Genomic DNA, 18,626 nt, shown 5'->3' with positions numbered 1-18,626 from the left:
TAGAAGGCTATTTTCATAGGGGAAAATATGGTATAATAAAAAGATAAGGTAAAGGTGAAAATATGGCTAAATTGATTCCGGGGAAAGTCCGTATCGAAGGCGTTGCCCTTTATGAAACTGGTAAGGTTGACATCATCAAAGAAAAGAATAATCGACTCTACGCTCGCGTTGCAGAAGAAGAACTGCGCTATAGTTTAGAGGATGATTTGGTTTTTTGTGCCTGCGATTTTTTCCAAAAGAGGGGCTACTGTGTGCATTTGGCAGCGTTGGAGCATTTTCTAAAAAATGATGAGCGTGGTCAGGAAATCTTGCAGAGTCTGGAAGAAGGTCATGAAGAAAAAGAGGCCGTTGAAACCAAGGTGACCTTGGGTGGCAAATTTTTGGACCGAATCTTATCTCCAAAATCAGAACGTGCCTATGAATTATCAGCTGTGGGTCAGGTGGAAGCAGGAACCAATCATATCTTGTGGACCCTGAGAATCGGCCAAATCAATAGCCAAAAATACTATGTCATTCGAGACATTCTACTCTTTTTAAGGATTGTCGAGCAGAGAAAGTCTTATATGATTGGCAAGATTTATGAGGAGTCTCTTTCTTGGGAAGCCTTTGATGATGCTAGCCACGAACTTCTGATTTTCTTGCGTGGACTGATGGAGGAAGGACAGGCTCCAGATCTCTTTTTCCAAAACCAAGGTCGGCACCTCTTTTTCCCTCTGACTTTTTTTGAGCAGGGTGTGAATTTACTGATGACCTTGCCGCATTTTCAATTTGACCATCAAGTGGATAGCTATCAGACCCTGCTTTTTCAGGATATGCATGCTGATGCCAATCTATTTGCCTTTACAGTAACAGCATACTCGGACTATTTTGAAATGGAAATCAGTGAGAGTCCTAGGGTCAATGTCTTTTATCAGGGAGCTGTGCTTTTCCATAAAGGTCAGGTTTATTTTCAAACAGACCAGCAGATGCGTCTTCTCAAGGAAATCAAAGCGCTACCTGTGGATCAACAAGGAAAGAAATACCTGCAATTTGATAGCAGTGACCGCGATAAGTTAGCTTCCTGTCTGACTCTTTTTAACCAGATGGGGACCGTTTCAGCTCCAGAACGGTTACAAATCAAAACTTTTGCGCCCTCTTTTTACTTTGACAGGGAAGAAGATAATCGGATTCGTTTAGAAATTCAGTTTGATTATGGAGATAAGCAGGTATCTAGCCGAAAAGAGCTAGAAGAATTACCATTTTCGAGTGATGCTGACTTAGAAGAAAGAGTTTTCCAAGTCTGTTTGGCAGCTGGTTTTGAAGCAGACTTTCAATCTTGGCGTCAGGCCCTAAAAGCGGAGTCTGTTTATCATTTCTTCCATGAAATCATTCCAGTCTTTGAAAAACTCGGGAATGTTGATTTATCAGACAAGTTAGAAGAACTCTATAACCTAGCAAGCCCTCAAGTGCAGATTGCTTCCAAGGGAGGCCTCTTGGAAATCCAATTTGATTTTCAAGATATCGCCCAAGAGGAAATTGACCAAGCCATGCAGGCCTTGGTTGCCAATCAAGATTTTTATATTGATTCGTCTAATCAAGTCTACTTTTTCGATGAAGAAACCAAGAAAATTCGCCAAAATCTACAGGAACTGGGGCAATTTGAACTAAAAGATGGCTCCTTGCAGACTCGGAAATCCTTGGCCTACAGTTTAGCTCATCTTTTTGAAGGGCGAGACCGTGTTTCTTTTTCACAAGAATTCCAGAATCTGGCTCATGATTTGACGCATCCAGAGGACTTCCCTAGACAGGCAACTCAGGTTCAGGCTGATTTGCGAGATTATCAGGAAAAGGGAATCGGCTGGCTGCAAATGCTCCATCATTATGGTTTTGGTGGGATTTTGGCTGATGATATGGGACTTGGTAAAACCCTGCAGACTATTGCTTTTTTGACCAGTCAAGTGACAAAAGAAAGTCGGGTTTTGATTCTCGCTCCGTCAGGTTTAATCTACAACTGGGCAGATGAATTTCAGAAGTTTGCCCCACAGTTGGATGTAGCTGTTGTTCATGGCTTGAAAGCTAGTCGTGAAGAGATTCTTGCTGAAAGCCATCAAATCTATGTGACGAGTTATGCTACCTTCCGTCAGGACAGTGAGCTTTATCAGGGGCTGGCCTTTGACTTTCTTTTCTTAGATGAAGCTCAGGTTATGAAAAATGCCCAAACCAAGATTGCTCAGACCTTGAGACAATTTGTGGTGCCGTCGGTCTTTGCCTTGTCAGGAACTCCTATTGAAAACCATCTAGGTGAGCTGTGGTCTATTTTCCAAATCGTCATGCCAGGACTTCTGCCAAGCAAGAAAGAATTTATGAAATTACCAGCTGAGCGCGTGGCTCAGTTTATCAAGCCTTTCGTTATGCGGCGCAAGAAAGAAGAAGTGCTGACTGAATTACCAGACTTGATTGAAGTGGTTTATAAGAATGAACTAGAAGACCAGCAAAAGGTTATTTACCTAGCCCAGTTGCAACAGATGAGAGACCGTCTGGCTCAAGTTTCAGATCAGGAATTTCAGCGAAGTCGAGTGGAAATCTTATCTGGTCTGATGCGCTTGCGTCAAATCTGTGACACTCCTGCCCTCTTTATGGAAGATTATCAGGGTGCTAGTGGTAAACTGGATAGTCTTCGAGACCTGCTGGTACAGGTGGCAGACGGCGGACACCGTGTCTTGATTTTCTCTCAGTTCAAGGGAATGTTGGAGAAAATTGAACAAGAATTGCCAGACTTGGGCATGACATCTTTTAAAATTACAGGTTCAACCCCAGCCAAGGAAAGACAAGACATGACCAAGGCCTTTAACCAAGGGGAAAGAGATGCCTTTCTGATTTCCCTCAAGGCTGGTGGTGTCGGTCTGAATCTGACAGGTGCTGATACAGTTATCTTGGTTGACCTTTGGTGGAATCCTGCAGTAGAGGCGCAAGCCATTGGCCGTGCCCATCGGATGGGACAGGAAGAAACGGTTGAGGTCTATCGCTTGGTGACCAAGGGAACCATTGAAGAAAAAATTCAGGAACTCCAAGAACAGAAGAAACATCTGGTGTCACAAGTATTGGATGGCACAGAGTCACGTGGCAGTCTGACCCTAGCAGAAATTAGAGAAATTTTGGGAATTTCTGAAGCCAGTACTTGAAAAATCAAGACAATACGCTATAATGAAGTGTTGAAAGGAAATAGAAAATGAAACAAGAACGATTTCCATTGGTGTCAGATGACGAGGTCATGTTGACTGAAATGCCAGTCATGAACTTGTATGATGAGTCTGATCTGATCAGTAATATCAAGGGTGAGTATCGAGATAAAAATTATTTAGAATGGGCTCCTATTGCTGAAGAAACACCAGTCAAACCGATTGAAAAGCAAGTCGAGAAACCTAAAAAAGCTCCTTTAGGGGTTAAAAAAGAAGGAAAGAGTTATGCAGAGGTGGCGCGTGAAGAAGCGCGTGCAGACTTGAAAAAGAAACGCTCTGCTAACTATCTAACTCAGGATTTCAGCCGTGCGAGACGTCATTCTAAATCAGGCCTTATTAGACAGGACAATCAACCGACAGCTCCTTTCCAAAAGGAAAATCCTGGTGAATTTGTCAAATATAGCCAAAAATTGACCCAGTCTCATTATATCTTGGCGGAAGAAGTTCATTCTATCCCTACCAAGAATGAAGAAGTGTCAGCACCTGCTCCAAAGAAAAACAACTATGATTTTCTAAAGAAGAGCCAAATCTACAATAAAAAAAGTAAACAAACAGAACAAGAACGTCGGGTTGCCCAAGAGTTGAATCTGACCAGAATTACAGAATAGGGGAGAAAACATGCCAAAGACATATCATTTTATCGGAATTAAGGGGTCAGGGATGAGTGCCTTGGCCTTGATGTTGCACCAAATGGGGCATAAGGTTCAAGGATCAGATGTTGAAAAATACTACTTTACTCAACGTGGTCTTGAGCAGGCAGGCATTACCATTCTTCCTTTTGATGAAAAGAACCTAGACGGTGATATGGAAATTATCGCTGGAAATGCTTTTCGTCCAGATAACAACGTCGAAATTGCCTATGCAGACCAAAATGGTATCAGCTACAAACGTTACCATGAGTTTCTAGGTAGCTTTATGCGTGACTTTGTTAGCATGGGAGTAGCTGGAGCGCATGGAAAAACTTCAACGACAGGTATGTTGTCTCATGTCTTGTCTCACATCACAGACACTAGCTTCTTGATTGGGGATGGGACAGGTCGTGGTTCGGCCAATGCCAAATATTTTGTCTTTGAATCTGACGAATATGAGCGCCACTTTATGCCTTACCACCCAGAATACTCTATTATTACCAACATTGACTTTGACCATCCAGACTATTTCACAAGCCTAGAGGATGTTTTCAATGCCTTTAATGACTATGCTAAACAAATTACCAAGGGTCTTTTTGTCTATGGTGAAGATGCAGAATTGCGTAAAATTACGTCTGATGCACCAATTTATTACTATGGTTTTGAAGCAGAAGGTAATGACTTTGTAGCTAGCGATCTTCTTCGTTCTACAACTGGGTCAACTTTCACGGTTCATTTCCGTGGACAAGACTTGGGTCAATTCCACATCCCAACCTTTGGTCGTCACAATATCATGAATGCGACAGCCGTTATTGGTCTTCTTTACACGGCAGGATTTGATTTGAACTTGGTGCGTGAGCACTTGAAAACATTTGCCGGTGTTAAGCGTCGTTTCACTGAGAAAATTGTCAATGACACAGTGATTATCGATGACTTTGCTCACCATCCAACAGAAATTATTGCGACCTTGGATGCGGCTCGTCAGAAATACCCAAGCAAGGAAATTGTAGCAGTCTTCCAACCGCATACCTTTACAAGAACCATTGCCTTGTTGGATGACTTTGCTCATGCTTTAAACCAAGCAGATGCTGTTTACCTAGCGCAAATTTATGGGTCAGCTCGTGAAGTAGATCATGGTGACGTTAAGGTAGAAGACCTAGCCAAAAAAATCAACAAAAAACACCAAGTGATTACTGTTGAAAATGTTTCTCCCCTCCTAGACCATGACAATGCTGTCTATGTCTTTATGGGAGCAGGAGACATCCAAACCTATGAATACTCATTCGAGCGTCTCTTGTCTAACTTGACCAGTAATGTTCAATAGGATGTTCTTATGGAAATTCCAATTAAGATCATTCAGGCAAGCAAGTCTGATTTGGCTGAGATAGAGGCGATTCAAACTTCGTCTTTTCCAGCTGAAAAGCAGCAACCTTCCCATATTTTAGAAGAAAGTATCCGTAAGTGTGCGGATACCTTTCTTCTAGCTAGGGATGAAAATCAACTTTTAGGCTATATTCTATCAAGTCCCCAGTCAGACAATCCGCAATGTCTAGAAATACATTCTTTAGTCATTGAGTCTGACCATCAGAGACAGGGCTTGGGAACACTTCTTCTTGCAGCCTTGAAAGAGATGGCAGTTGAGCTGGATTACAAAGGGATTCGTTTGGAGAGCCCTGATGAGCTGCTTTCCTATTTTGAAATGAACGGTTTTATTGATGAAGAAACTTCGCTTTATGCAACTAGCCAGGGATTTAGTATGATTTGGTTTAATCCCTTTTATCTGGAGGCACAATGAAGATCAGACAAGCAAAATTAGAAGATTTGGATCGGATTGTCGAAATCGAACTAGAAAATTTCTCGATTGAAGAAGCCATTCCTCGCTCTGTTTTTGAGGCACATTTGCGAGAAATTCAGACCTCTTTTCTGGTTGCAGAAAAAGAAGGTAGGATCATGGGTTATATCGAAGGGCCAGTTGCCCCTCACCGCTATCTGCAAGACCCCTCTTTTACAGAAGACATAAAAGACTATAGTCATGAGACTGGTGGCTATATCTCTGTGACCTGTCTCTCTATTGCCAAGGAAGCACAGGGACTCGGACTGGGTCAGAAATTGCTAACAGCCTTGAAAGAAGTTGCTCTTGAGGATAATAGAGATGGCATTAACCTAACCTGTCATGACTATCTCATCGCCTACTATGAAAAACACGGATTTGTCAATGAAGGCTTGTCCCAGTCAACCTTTGCAGGGGAAACTTGGTATGATATGGTCTGGGAAGCTAATACTCTTCGAAAATCAAATTCAAACCACGTCAGCGTCGCCTTACCGTATATATGTGACTGACTTCGTCAGTCTTATCTACAACCTCAAAACAGTGTTTTGAGCAACCTGCGGCTAGCTTCCTAGTTTGCTCTTTGATTTTCATTGAGTATAAAAAATAAGCTAGGAAAAGTATCATAGGTTGCTTTTCTTGGACTTTTAAGATATAATATTATGGATTGTCAACAAGGAGGAAAAACTTTTGAGTGAAAAGTCAAGAGAAGAAGAGAAATTAAGCTTTAAAGAGCAGATTCTGAGAGATTTAGAAAAAGTAAAAGGCTATGATGAAGTTCTGAGAGAAGATAAGGGAGTAGTTCGCACTCCTGCAAATGAACCTTCAGCTGAAGAACTCATGGCTGATTCCTTGTCAACGGTAGAGGAGATTATGAGAAAAGCTCCTATCGTGCCTACTCACCCAAGTCAAGATGTACCTTCTTCTCCAGCGGAAGAAAGTGGTTCAAGACCAGGTCCAGGTCCTGTTAGACCTAAGAAATTTGAAAGAGAATACAATGAAACCCCAACAAGGGTAGCTGTTTCCTATAAGACGGCAGAGAAAAAAGCAGAACAAGCAGGTCCAGAAACACCTACGCCTGCTACAGAAACAGTGGATATCATCAGCGATACACCACGTCGTAGCCGTAGAGAAGGAGCAAAATCCGTTAAGCCTAAGAAAGAGAAGAAGTCACATGTGAAAGCCTTTGTGATTTCATTCCTTGTATTCCTTGCCTTGCTCTCAGCAGGTGGTTACTTTGGTTATCAGTACGTGCTAGATTCTTTGTTACCTATTGATGCTAATTCTAAGAAATATGTGACGGTTCAAATTCCTGACGGTTCAAACGTTCAAGAAATTGGTACGACGCTTGAAAAAGCTGGTTTGGTGAAGCATGGTCTGATTTTTAGCTTTTATGCCAAGTATAAAAATTATACCGACTTGAAAGCAGGTTACTACAATTTGCAAAAGAGTATGAGTACAGAAGACTTACTCAAAGAGTTGCAAAAAGGTGGAACAGCTGAACCACAAGAACCTGTCCTTGCGACTTTGACAATTCCAGAAGGTTATACCTTGGATCAGATTGCTCAAGCGGTAGGTCAATTGCAAGGTGACTTCAAAGAGCCTTTGACAGCGGATGCTTTCCTAGCAAAAGTTCAAGATGAGAACTTTATCAGTCAAGAAGTTGCCAAATATCCGAGTCTACTTGAAAGCTTGCCTACAAAAGACAGCGGTGCGCGTTATCGTTTGGAAGGATACCTTTTCCCAGCTACTTACTCTATCAAGGAAAGCACAACTATTGAGAGCTTGATTGATGAGATGTTAGCTGCTATGGATAAGAACCTATCTCCTTACTATAGTACTATCAAATCTAAAAACTTGACTGTCAATGAGTTGTTGACCATTGCTTCCTTGGTCGAAAAAGAAGGTGCCAAGACAGAAGATCGTAAGCTCATTGCAGGTGTATTCTACAATCGTTTGAATCGTGATATGCCACTTCAAAGTAATATTGCAATCTTGTATGCCCAAGGAAAACTGGGGCAAAATATCAGTCTAGCTGAGGATGTTGCGATTGATACCAACATTGATTCACCTTATAATGTTTATAAAAATGTAGGTCTCATGCCTGGTCCAGTCGATAGTCCAAGTCTGGATGCGATTGAGTCAAGCATCAATCAAACTAAGAGCGATAACCTCTACTTTGTAGCAGATGTCACAGATGGCAAGGTCTACTATGCTAACAATCAAGAAGACCACGATCGCAATGTTGCTGAACATGTCAACAGCAAATTAAACCAAACAAACTAAAATTATGTGATACTTCACATAATTTTCTTTCGAAAATATCATCAGAAGAAAGTTGAGAAAAATGGCAGAAAAAACATATCCTATGACCCTTGAGGAAAAGGAAAAACTTGAAAAAGAATTAGAAGAATTGAAATTGGTCCGTCGACCAGAAGTGGTAGAACGCATTAAGATTGCCCGTTCATACGGTGACCTTTCAGAAAACAGTGAGTACGAAGCAGCTAAGGATGAACAAGCCTTTGTTGAAGGACAAATCTCTAGCTTGGAAACAAAAATTCGCTATGCTGAAATCGTCAATAGCGACGCAGTTGCCCAAGACGAAGTAGCGATTGGTAAAACAGTCACCATCCAAGAAATTGGTGAGGACGAAGAAGAAGTTTATATTATTGTAGGTTCAGCTGGTGCGGATGCCTTTGCAGGTAAAGTTTCAAATGAAAGCCCAATTGGACAAGCCTTGATTGGCAAGAAAACAGGTGACACAGCAACCATTGAAACACCTGTTGGTAGCTATGATGTAAAAATCTTAAAGGTTGAAAAAACAGCCTAAAAACAGAAAAAAGGAGTGGGGAGGCTGTGCGCTTCACTCACTCCTTTTTCCATTTTGCTACTCTTCGAAAATCAAATTCAAACCACGTCAGCGTCGCCTTGCCGTATGTATGGTTACTGACTTCGTCAGTTTCATCTACAACCTCAAAACAGTGTTTTGAGCAACCTACGGCTAGCTTACTAGTTTGCTCTTTGATTTTCATTGAGTATAAATTAAATTGAAATTGGAGACTATATGAGTTCAAAGAAGAAAAATAAGATGGAGCGTGGTCTGACCAATCGTCATGTGCAGGTTATGGCCATTGCGGGAACAATCGGAACAGGACTCTTTTTGGGAGCGGGTCGCTCTATTAGCCTGACAGGTCCTTCCATTGTACTGATTTATATGATTACAGGGGCTTTCATGTTCCTCATGATGCGTGCTGTTGGGGAAATGCTCTACCAAGATCCTGAACAACATACCTTTATCAACTTTATCACGCGCCATTTGGGTAAGGGCTGGGGCTATTTCTCGGTTTGGTCTTACTGGCTATCTGTTGTCTTTATCGGTATGGCGGAAATCACTGCTATCGCACATTATGTGCAATTTTGGTTCCCAACTTGGCCAAGTTGGATGATTGAGATTGGATTTTTGACCATTCTAGCCTTGGTTAATCTGATTGCGGTTAAGCTCTTTGGGGAAGTTGAGTTTTGGTTTGCGATGGTTAAGATTGTGGCTATTTTAGCTATGATTGCAACAGGAGTCTTTATGGTCTTGACAGGCTTTAAGACACCTCATGGAGTAGCAAGCTTAGCTAATATCGCCGACAATTTCTCCCTCTTCCCAAATGGAGGTGTCAACTTTGTCATGGCCTTCCAGATGGTCTTTTTTGCCTACCTTATGATTGAGTTTATCGGGGTCACAACTTCTGAAACCAAAAATCCACGTCAGGTCTTGCCAAAAGCTGTTAAGGAAATTCCTCTACGAATCGTCTTTTTCTATGGCGGAGCCCTCTTGGCCATTATGTCCATCATTCCATGGCGTGAACTGGCTTCTGCTGATTCACCTTTTGTTACAGTATTTGAATTGGCCGGTGTCAAGTGGGCAGCAGCCTTGATTAACTTCGTCGTTTTGACCTCAGCAGCATCTGCTCTTAACTCAACCCTTTATTCAACAGGGCGCCATTTGTATCAGATTGCTCATGATTCGCCAAATCGCTTCCTAAAGGCTATCAAGGCAGATACTCTTTCTCGCCACAATGTACCACAAAATGCCATCATTGCCTCAGCGATTTTGATTGCCCTAGCAGCCTTTATCAACGTCTTGCCAGGAGTTTCGGATGCCTTTGCCTTGATTACGGCATCGTCATCTGGTGTCTATATCGCTATTTATATCTTGATCATGGTGGCTCACCTTAAATACCGCAAGTCACCAGACTTTATGGAGGATGGCTATCTCATGCCCCATTATCGTTTCCTAAATCCTTTAACCATGCTCTTCTTTGCCTTTGTCTTTGTAACCCTCTTTTTACAGGAGTCTACATTTGTAGGAGCAATTGGTTCAGCTATCTGGATTATCGGTTTTGGGATTTACAGCCAGTGGAAATTTAGAAAATAGATTAAATACTCATCAACTCAGGTTGGTGGGTTTTTGCTAGTTTGACAGTCTTTTGAAATAAGACTATAATACAAGCTGTATCAGTTTTCAAGGAGGTTTGGATGTACTTTAGATTGGAAAATAAGGAGTCTCAGAAAGCACAAGAAATTGGGAATTTGATTCGTGCTTATAACCGTTCAAAAAGAGAAGAGGCTGAAAGTGAGCCACTTAATCTTTATGTTGAAGATGAAAATGGCAATCTCCTGGCAGGTTTGATAGCAGAGACTTTTGGAAATTGGCTCGAAATCGAGTATTTATTTGTAAAAGAGGAACTGAGAGGGCAAGGAATCGGTTCAAAACTATTGCAGCAAGCAGAAACTGAAGCTAAGAATCGTAACTGTCGTTTTGCTTTTGTCAATACTTACCAGTTTCAGGCTCCAGATTTTTATAAAAGGCATGGCTACAAGGAAGTCTTTGCTTTGCAAGACTATCCCTACACAGGAAAAAGATTTTATTACCAAAAAGATTTGTAAGGTGAATATGGAGGTGGACTGATGGATATGAGTAACTATCGATAAATACCAGTTAAATCCTACAAATTGTGTCTTTCTAGACGATATTGAGGACAATACAATCGCAGCTGAGAAATTGGGAATCAAGTCCTATCAGGTTAAGAAAAAAAGTGATGTTGTTGATATTTTAAAACAATTTATTTAAACTAAAAACTCTCTATCTTTTTAAATTGACCTTAATCCGAGATTCCCCTCTCGGATTTTGTGTTGCTTTCATTAAATTTACAGGTAAGACTTACTAGCTTCAGTAAATATACACAAGTTTTTCAGAATAGAGTGAAATACGCGAGAAAATAGAGGTAATTTTCATTAAACGCTTCCAATGTGCAAAAAAAGTTGACAAATCGAAATTTTAGGACTACACTAAGTAAGTAAGTTTTAATTCAAAAGGAGAATTTATCATGAATTTAACATTTTTTGGTCTATGTCTTGCCTGTATGGGTGTATCCCTTGCGGAAGGCTTTTTGATGAACGGTTTGCTTAAATCTGCAGCTCGCCAGCCAGATATTATTTCTGAATTGCGTAGCTTGATGATTATGGGGATTGCCTTTATTGAAGGAACGTTCTTGGTTACCCTCGTCTTTTCATTCATCATCAAATAGACAAACGGAACGAGAAGAAAAGGGAGGATTTTAGATGGAAGAAAGTATTACTCCAACCATCTCTATTGGTCCTGTTACCTTTGATTTGACCATGTTAGCCATGACCTTGTTGATTGTGGGAGTTATTTTTGTCTTTATTTATTGGGCGAGTCGCAATATGACCTTGAAACCCAAAGGAAAGCAAAATGTACTTGAGTATTTCTATGACTTTGTTATTGGATTTACAGAACCTAACATTGGTAAAAGCTACATGAAAGACTACTCGCTCTTTTTCCTTTGTCTATTTCTGTTTATGGTACTGGCAAATAACCTCGGTTTGATGGCTAAGATACAGTCTACAGATGGAACCAATCTTTGGACATCTCCAACTGCAAATTTACAGTATGACTTGGCCTTATCATTCGGCATTATTTTATTGACACATATCGAGGGTATTCGTCGTCGTGGGATTAAAAAATATCTAAAAGCCTATATCACACCTGGCTTTATGACTCCCATGAACATCTTAGAAGAGTTTACCAACTTTTTATCACTTGCCTTGCGGGTGTTCGGAAATATTTTTGCAGGAGAGGTGATGGCTAGTCTGCTGATCACTCTATCTCATCAAGCTCTATATTGGTATCCAGTTGCTTTTGGTGCTAACTTGGCTTGGACAGCCTTTTCTGTCTTTATTTCCTGCATCCAAGCCTATGTGTTTACCATGTTGTCTTCTATGTACCTAGGAAATAAGATAAATGATGGAGAAGAGTAGAAAGGAGTAACTGATGCACGTTACAGTAGGTGAATTGATTGGTAACTTTATTTTAATCGCTGGCTCTTTTATTCTTTTGCTAGTCTTGATTAAAAAATTTGCATGGTCTAATATTACAGGCATTTTCGAAGAAAGAGCTGAAAAAATCGCTACTGATATTGACAGTGCTGAACAGGCACGTCAAAAAGCAGAAGCCTTAGCTCAGAAACGTGAAGATGAATTGGCAGGCAGTCGCAAAGAAGCCAAGACAATCATTGAAAATGCAAAGGAAACAGCTGAGCAAAGTAAGGCTAGTATTTTAGCAGATGCTAAACTAGAAGCAGGACGCTTAAAAGAAAAAGCAAACCAAGAAATTGCTCAAAACAAAGCTGAAGCTTTACAAAGCGTTAAGGGTGAGGTCGCAGATTTGACCATCAGCTTGGCTGGTAAAATCATCTCACAAAACCTTGACGGTCATGCCCATAAAGCACTCATTGATCAGTATATCGATCAGCTAGGAGAAGCTTAATGGACAAGAAAACAGTAAAGGTAATTGAAAAATACAGCATGCCTTTTGTCCAATTGGTACTTGAAAAAGGAGAAGAAGACCGTATCTTTTCAGACTTGACTCAAATCAAGCAAGTTGCTGAAGAAACAGGTCTGCCTTCTTTTTTAAAACAAGTGGCAGTAGACGAGTCGGATAAGGAAAAAACAATTGCTTTTTTCCAAGACTCTGTGTCACCTTTAATACAAAACTTTATTCAGGTTCTGGCCTACAATCACAGAGCAAATCTTTTTTATGATGTGCTTGTAGATTGCTTGAACCGACTTGAAAAAGAAACAAATCGATTTGAAGTGATGATTACTTCTGCTCATCCTCTGACTGATGAACAGAAGAGTCGCTTGCTCCCTTTGATTGAGAAAAAAATGTCTCTGAAAGTAAGGAGTGTAAAAGAACAAATCGATGAAAGTCTCATTGGTGGTTTTGTCATTTTTGCCAATCACAAGACAATTGATGTGAGTATTAAACAACAACTTAAAGTTGTTAAAGAAAATTTGAAATAGAAAGTGGTGTTCTTTTGGCAATTAACGCACAAGAAATCAGCGCTTTAATTAAGCAACAAATTGAAAATTTCAAACCCAATTTTGATGTGACTGAAACAGGTGTTGTAACCTATATCGGGGACGGTATCGCACGTGCTCATGGCCTTGAAAATGCCATGAGTGGAGAGTTGTTGATTTTTGAAAACGGCTCTTATGGTATGGCTCAAAACTTGGAGTCAACAGACGTTGGTATTATCATCCTGGGTGACTTTACAGATATCCGTGAAGGCGATACAATCCGCCGTACAGGGAAAATCATGGAAGTCCCAGTAGGTGAAAGTCTGATTGGTCGTGTTGTGGATCCGCTTGGTCGTCCAGTTGACGGTCTTGGAGAAATTCACACTGATAAAACTCGTCCAGTAGAAGCACCAGCTCCTGGTGTTATGCAACGTAAGTCAGTCTCAGAACCATTGCAAACTGGTTTGAAAGCTATTGACGCCCTTGTACCGATTGGTCGTGGTCAACGTGAGTTGATTATCGGTGACCGTCAGACAGGGAAAACAACCATTGCGATTGATACAATCTTGAACCAAAAAGGTCAAGATATGATCTGTATCTATGTTGCGATCGGACAAAAAGAATCAACAGTTCGTACGCAAGTAGAAACACTACGTCAGTACGGTGCCTTGGACTACACAATCGTTGTGACAGCTTCTGCTTCACAACCATCTCCATTGCTCTTCCTAGCTCCTTATGCTGGGGTTGCTATGGCGGAAGAATTTATGTACCAAGGGAAGCATGTTTTGATTGTATACGATGATCTATCAAAACAAGCGGTAGCTTATCGTGAACTTTCGCTCTTGCTTCGTCGTCCTCCAGGTCGTGAAGCCTTTCCAGGGGATGTTTTCTACCTTCACAGCCGTTTGCTTGAGCGCTCAGCTAAAGTTTCTGATGAACTTGGTGGTGGATCAATTACAGCCCTACCATTTATCGAGACACAAGCAGGAGATATCTCTGCCTATATCGCAACCAACGTGATTTCTATCACTGATGGACAAATCTTCCTTGGCGATGGTCTCTTCAATGCGGGTATTCGTCCAGCCATCGATGCGGGTTCATCTGTATCACGTGTAGGTGGTTCTGCGCAAATCAAAGCCATGAAGAAAGTTGCTGGTACACTTCGTATCGACCTTGCTTCATACCGTGAATTGGAAGCCTTCACTAAGTTTGGTTCTGACTTAGACGCAGCAACACAGGCTAAGTTGAACCGTGGACGTCGTACCGTTGAGGTCTTGAAACAACCTGTTCACAAACCATTACCTGTTGAGAAACAAGTAACCATTCTTTATGCTTTGACACATGGTTTCTTGGATACTGTTCCAGTAGATGATATTGTTCGTTTCGAGGAAGAGTTCCATGCCTTCTTTGATGCTCAACATCCAGAGATTTTAGAAACCATTCGTGATACAAAAGACTTGCCAGAAGAAGCAGTCTTGGATGCTGCGATTACAGAGTTTCTCAATCAATCTAGCTTCCAATAAGAATAGAGGTGTCAGATGGCAGTATCTCTAAATGATATTAAAACAAAAATCGCCTCAACAAAAAATACGAGTCAAATCACTAATGCCATGCAAATGGTATCGGCTGCTAAGCTTGGTCGCTCTGAAGAAGCTGCTCGCAACTTCCAAGTTTACGCTCAGAAAGTGCGTAAACTTTTGACAGATATCCTTCATGGTAATGGAGCTGGTGGTTCAACTAATCCCATGTTGATTAGCCGTCCTGTGAAGAAGACAGGCTATATCGTTATTACTTCAGACCGTGGTTTAGTTGGAGGTTATAATTCCTCTATTCTGAAAGCCGTTATGGAGTTGAAAGAAGAATACCACCCAGACGGTACAGGTTTTGAAATGATCTGTATTGGTGGAATGGGAGCTGATTTCTTTAAGGCTCGTGGTATTCAACCACTTTATGAATTACGTGGCTTGGCAGACCAACCTAGCTTTGATCAAGTTCGTAAGATTATTTCAAAAACTGTTGAAATGTACCAAAATGAACTTTTTGATGAGCTTTATGTTTGCTACAACCACCATGTCAATACGCTAACCAGTCAAATGCGTGTGGAACAAATGCTTCCGATTGTTGACTTGGATCCCAATGAAGCGGATGAAGACTACAGCTTGACTTTTGAATTGGAAACCAGCCGAGAAGAAATTTTGGAGCAGTTGTTGCCTCAGTTTGCAGAAAGTATGATTTACGGGGCTATTATCGATGCCAAGACAGCTGAAAATGCTGCTGGTATGACAGCCATGCAAACAGCGACAGATAATGCTAAGAAAGTCATCAATGATTTGACAATTCAGTATAACCGTGCCAGACAGGCGGCGATTACACAAGAAATTACAGAAATCGTAGCAGGAGCTAGTGCCTTAGAATAGGCTCTAGTCCAGCTCGTATGAAAATGAACTTAGGACCTAGTTGAACTAGGAACCGACAGTATCTTATATAGAATAGGAGAAGGAGATGAGTTCAGGTAAAATTGCTCAGGTTATCGGTCCCGTTGTAGACGTCTTGTTTGCAGCAGGGGAAAAACTTCCTGAGATTAACAATGCACTTGTCGTCTACAAAAATGACGAAAGAAAAACAAAAATCGTCCTTGAAGTAGCCTTAGAGTTGGGAGATGGTATGGTCCGTACTATCGCCATGGAATCAACAGATGGTTTGACTCGTGGAATGGAAGTATTGGACACAGGTCGTCCAATCTCTGTACCAGTAGGTAAAGAAACTTTGGGACGTGTCTTCAACGTTTTGGGAGATACCATTGACTTGGAAGCTCCTTTTACAGAAGATGCAGAGCGCCAGCCAATTCATAAAAAAGCTCCAACTTTTGATGAGTTGTCTACCTCTTCTGAAATCCTTGAAACAGGGATCAAGGTTATCGACCTTCTTGCCCCTTACCTTAAAGGTGGTAAAGTTGGACTCTTCGGTGGTGCCGGAGTTGGTAAAACCGTCTTAATCCAAGAATTGATTCACAACATTGCCCAAGAACATGGTGGTATTTCAGTATTTACCGGTGTTGGGGAACGTACTCGTGAGGGGAATGACCTTTACTGGGAAATGAAAGAATCAGGCGTTATCGAGAAAACAGCTATGGTATTTGGTCAGATGAATGAGCCACCAGGAGCACGTATGCGTGTTGCCCTTACTGGTTTGACAATCGCTGAATACTTCCGTGATGTGGAAGGCCAAGATGTGCTTCTTTTTATCGATAATATCTTCCGTTTCACTCAGGCTGGTTCAGAAGTATCTGCCCTTTTGGGTCGTATGCCATCAGCCGTTGGTTACCAACCAACACTTGCTACAGAAATGGGTCAATTGCAAGAACGTATCACATCAACCAAGAAGGGTTCTGTAACCTCTATTCAGGCTATCTATGTGCCAGCGGATGACTATACTGACCCTGCGCCAGCAACAGCCTTTGCTCACTTGGATTCAACAACCAACTTGGAACGTAAGTTGGTACAATTGGGTATCTACCCAGCCGTTGACCCACTTGCTTCAAGTTCACGTGCCTTGGCGCCTGAAATCGTTGGAGAAGAGCACTATGCAGTTGCTGCAGAAGTAAAACGTGTCCTTCAACGTTACCATGAATTGCAAGATATCATTGCTATCCTTGGTATGGATGAGCTTTCTGATGAAGAAAAGACCTTGGTTGCACGTGCCCGTCGTATCCAGTTCTTCTTGTCACAAAACTTCAACGTTGCGGAACAATTTACTGGTCAGCCAGGTTCATATGTTCCAGTTGCTGAAACTGTACGTGGCTTTAAGGAAATCCTTGATGGTAAATACGACCACTTGCCAGAAGATGCCTTCCGTGGTGTAGGTTCTATCGAAGATGTGATTGCAAAAGCTGAAAAAATGGGATTTTAAGAGGTGATCTATGGCTCAGTTAACTGTCCAGATCGTGACACCAGATGGCCTCGTCTATGATCACCATGCCAGCTATGTATCGGTTCGAACTCTGGATGGTGAGATGGGGATCTTGCCACGACATGAAAATATGATTGCGGTTTTAGCAGTTGATGAAGTAAAGGTAAAACGTATTGATGATGAAGATCACGTGAACTGGATTGCAGTAAACGGTGGCGTTATTGAAATTGCCAATGATATGATTACAATCGTCGCTGATTCTGCAGAACGTGCTCGTGATATCGATATCAGTCGTGCAGAACGTGCCAAACTTCGTGCAGAACGTGCAATTGAAGAAGCACAAGACAAACACTTGATTGACCAAGAACGTCGTGCGAAGATTGCACTGCAACGTGCCATTAACCGTATAAATGTCGGAAATAGACTATAAGAAAAAATGAACTTGAGTTACCAAGTTCATTTTTTATGTTTTCTTAAGGAGCAAAACGGATGCAGACTGCTTCGGGAATATGGAAGTCGTTGGAGAGTTCTGCTAGACGACCATTGTTACAATTACGTTTAAAGACAGTTGCATTGTCAGAGTCTTGGTGGACAGCAATGAGAAATTTTTGGTCAGGTGTCAAATCAAAATCTCGCGGAGTCTTACCATGTGTTGGAACGATTTCTAATAACTCTAGACTACCGTCCGCAAGGATGGTATATACTGCGATAGAATCATGGCCACGGTTAGAAGCGTAGAGGTATCTACCGTCTTTAGAGAGACGAATAGCAGCGGTTCCATTAAAGCCTTTGTAAGCTTCTGGTAAAGTTGAAATAACTTGCATGCGTTCAAATTCGCCAACGCCATCGTAGATTAAAACCTCGATAGTACTATTGAGTTCACAAATGAGATAAGCGATTTTATAGTGGTTATGGAAAACGATATGACGAGAACCAGCTCCAGGAATACTATTGTAGGTATAGAGTTTAGATAATTTCCCTTCTCGATCAAGGTCATAGGTGATAACTTGGTCAGTTCCTAAGTCACAGGTCACTAGATAGTGGTCAGGTGTTAAATCTGTATAGTGAACATGGGGGGAAGCTTGATTTTCATGTGGACCTTGGCCACTGTGTTGATCTACATCACTAAGTAAAAGACTACCATCTTCCTGACGTTTATAAACAAGGACCTGTCCCTTGTGATAGTTGGCTGCATAGACCAAATTACGCTTTTCATCGACAGCAACATAACAGTGGGGGGCTCCTTTTTCAACGACGTGATTTAATAAAGTCCCGTCAGTTTGATAGGCTGCAATTCCCCCCTTATCGTCTTGACTACCAACGGTGTATAAATGTTGGTGCTGGTCAAAGGCAAGGTAGGTTGGACTTGGCTCAGCTGTAAAAAGTTCTAGGTTTGAAAGCTGACCAGTTTCTGTATCAAAGTCAGCCTTGTAAATCCCTTGGGAAGTACGACGTGTGTAAGTTCCAAAATAAACAGTTTCTTTCATAACGTTACCTCTATATAAAGATAAGACTATTATATCACAAAAACAAGCCAATTAAAGACATCCAATTAGATGTAAGCACTTTAAAAAATAATTGATTGGTTTTTTGAAAAATATAATAATATAGAGATTGTTTTCCTTACTTTTCTTCTTAAAAGTGCTATAATGAACTCATAAAATGTTTAAA

The 18,626-nt window shown here is 41.2% G+C and carries 19 protein-coding genes; 17 read left to right on the top strand and 2 right to left on the bottom strand.

What is annotated here, in order from left to right; genetic code table 11:
* Positions 1–62 precede the first annotated feature (62 nt).
* From HW098_RS00215 to greA, 7 genes are all read left to right on the top strand, one after another.
* Entirely contained in the window at positions 63–3,161 is a 3,099-nt protein-coding gene (locus HW098_RS00215) for a DEAD/DEAH box helicase (protein WP_176138911.1), read from the top strand.
* A 47-nt stretch (positions 3,162–3,208) separates the two neighbouring features.
* Positions 3,209–3,826 carry a cystathionine gamma-synthase gene (locus HW098_RS00210; RefSeq protein WP_176138910.1) on the top strand — a complete coding sequence of 206 codons (618 nt, stop codon included), beginning with the start codon at positions 3,209–3,211 and terminating at the stop codon, positions 3,824–3,826.
* A gap of 10 nt (positions 3,827–3,836) precedes the next feature.
* Positions 3,837–5,171, top strand: coding sequence for a UDP-N-acetylmuramate--L-alanine ligase (murC, locus tag HW098_RS00205; protein WP_176138909.1), 1,335 nt, complete (start codon positions 3,837–3,839; stop codon positions 5,169–5,171).
* Positions 5,172–5,180: 9 nt separating this feature from the next.
* Positions 5,181–5,642 (top strand): GNAT family N-acetyltransferase, encoded by a 462-nt coding sequence (locus HW098_RS00200; protein WP_176138908.1) that lies wholly within the window; start codon positions 5,181–5,183, stop codon positions 5,640–5,642.
* Positions 5,639–6,187 carry a GNAT family N-acetyltransferase gene (locus HW098_RS00195; RefSeq protein ID WP_240149431.1) on the top strand — a complete coding sequence of 183 codons (549 nt, stop codon included), beginning with the start codon at positions 5,639–5,641 and terminating at the stop codon, positions 6,185–6,187. The genes HW098_RS00200 and HW098_RS00195 overlap by 4 nt, the downstream gene beginning before the upstream one ends.
* 178 nt (positions 6,188–6,365) lie before the next feature.
* Positions 6,366–7,961, top strand: a complete 1,596-nt coding sequence (mltG, locus tag HW098_RS00190) for an endolytic transglycosylase MltG (protein WP_176138907.1) — start codon at positions 6,366–6,368, stop codon at positions 7,959–7,961.
* A 61-nt stretch (positions 7,962–8,022) separates the two neighbouring features.
* The gene (gene greA, locus HW098_RS00185; RefSeq protein WP_000818760.1) at positions 8,023–8,505 is read left to right on the top strand and encodes a transcription elongation factor GreA; all 483 of its coding nucleotides are present in this window, start codon (positions 8,023–8,025) and stop codon (positions 8,503–8,505) included.
* Between the two features lie 37 nt (positions 8,506–8,542).
* Here the strand turns inward: greA and HW098_RS00180 are convergent, their stop codons facing one another.
* Complete coding sequence (locus HW098_RS00180) at positions 8,543–8,707, bottom strand: hypothetical protein (RefSeq protein ID WP_176138906.1); 165 nt, start codon at positions 8,705–8,707, stop codon at positions 8,543–8,545.
* Positions 8,708–8,739: 32 nt separating this feature from the next.
* Between HW098_RS00180 and HW098_RS00175 the strand changes: the two genes are divergently transcribed.
* From HW098_RS00175 to HW098_RS00130, 10 genes are all read left to right on the top strand, one after another.
* Entirely contained in the window at positions 8,740–10,101 is a 1,362-nt protein-coding gene (locus HW098_RS00175) for an amino acid permease (protein WP_176138905.1), read from the top strand.
* 101 nt (positions 10,102–10,202) lie between these two features.
* Positions 10,203–10,613, top strand: a complete 411-nt coding sequence (locus tag HW098_RS00170) for a GNAT family N-acetyltransferase (RefSeq protein ID WP_176138904.1) — start codon at positions 10,203–10,205, stop codon at positions 10,611–10,613.
* 440 nt (positions 10,614–11,053) lie between these two features.
* The gene (locus HW098_RS00165) at positions 11,054–11,254 is read left to right on the top strand and encodes a F0F1 ATP synthase subunit C (RefSeq protein ID WP_175880936.1); all 201 of its coding nucleotides are present in this window, start codon (positions 11,054–11,056) and stop codon (positions 11,252–11,254) included.
* A 34-nt stretch (positions 11,255–11,288) separates the two neighbouring features.
* Complete coding sequence (gene atpB / locus HW098_RS00160) at positions 11,289–12,005, top strand: F0F1 ATP synthase subunit A (protein WP_175880935.1); 717 nt, start codon at positions 11,289–11,291, stop codon at positions 12,003–12,005.
* Between the two features lie 13 nt (positions 12,006–12,018).
* Positions 12,019–12,513 (top strand): F0F1 ATP synthase subunit B, encoded by a 495-nt coding sequence (gene atpF / locus HW098_RS00155; RefSeq protein ID WP_176138903.1) that lies wholly within the window; start codon positions 12,019–12,021, stop codon positions 12,511–12,513.
* The gene (locus HW098_RS00150) at positions 12,513–13,049 is read left to right on the top strand and encodes a F0F1 ATP synthase subunit delta (RefSeq protein WP_176138902.1); all 537 of its coding nucleotides are present in this window, start codon (positions 12,513–12,515) and stop codon (positions 13,047–13,049) included. The genes atpF and HW098_RS00150 overlap by 1 nt, the downstream gene beginning before the upstream one ends.
* Positions 13,050–13,063: 14 nt before the next feature.
* Positions 13,064–14,569: a F0F1 ATP synthase subunit alpha gene (gene atpA / locus HW098_RS00145; protein ID WP_023942963.1), complete on the top strand. Its 1,506-nt coding sequence runs from the start codon at positions 13,064–13,066 to the stop codon at positions 14,567–14,569.
* 15 nt (positions 14,570–14,584) lie between these two features.
* Entirely contained in the window at positions 14,585–15,463 is an 879-nt protein-coding gene (locus HW098_RS00140; RefSeq protein ID WP_000301222.1) for a F0F1 ATP synthase subunit gamma, read from the top strand.
* Positions 15,464–15,548: 85 nt separating this feature from the next.
* Positions 15,549–16,955, top strand: a complete 1,407-nt coding sequence (gene atpD, locus HW098_RS00135) for a F0F1 ATP synthase subunit beta (RefSeq protein WP_000094360.1) — start codon at positions 15,549–15,551, stop codon at positions 16,953–16,955.
* A 10-nt stretch (positions 16,956–16,965) separates the two neighbouring features.
* Positions 16,966–17,385 carry a F0F1 ATP synthase subunit epsilon gene (locus tag HW098_RS00130; protein WP_000068041.1) on the top strand — a complete coding sequence of 140 codons (420 nt, stop codon included), beginning with the start codon at positions 16,966–16,968 and terminating at the stop codon, positions 17,383–17,385.
* Positions 17,386–17,428: 43 nt separating this feature from the next.
* Here HW098_RS00130 and HW098_RS00125 read toward each other — a convergent pair whose 3' ends face one another.
* Positions 17,429–18,442, bottom strand: a complete 1,014-nt coding sequence (locus HW098_RS00125; RefSeq protein ID WP_176138901.1) for a lactonase family protein — start codon at positions 18,440–18,442, stop codon at positions 17,429–17,431.
* Positions 18,443–18,626 lie beyond the last annotated feature (184 nt).

The sequence above is a fragment of the Streptococcus sp. 1453 genome (assembly GCF_013276955.1).
GTDB lineage: Bacteria > Bacillota > Bacilli > Lactobacillales > Streptococcaceae > Streptococcus.
The sequence above is the reverse complement of the archived record's forward strand: the minus strand, read 5'-3'. Positions and strand labels throughout refer to the sequence as shown.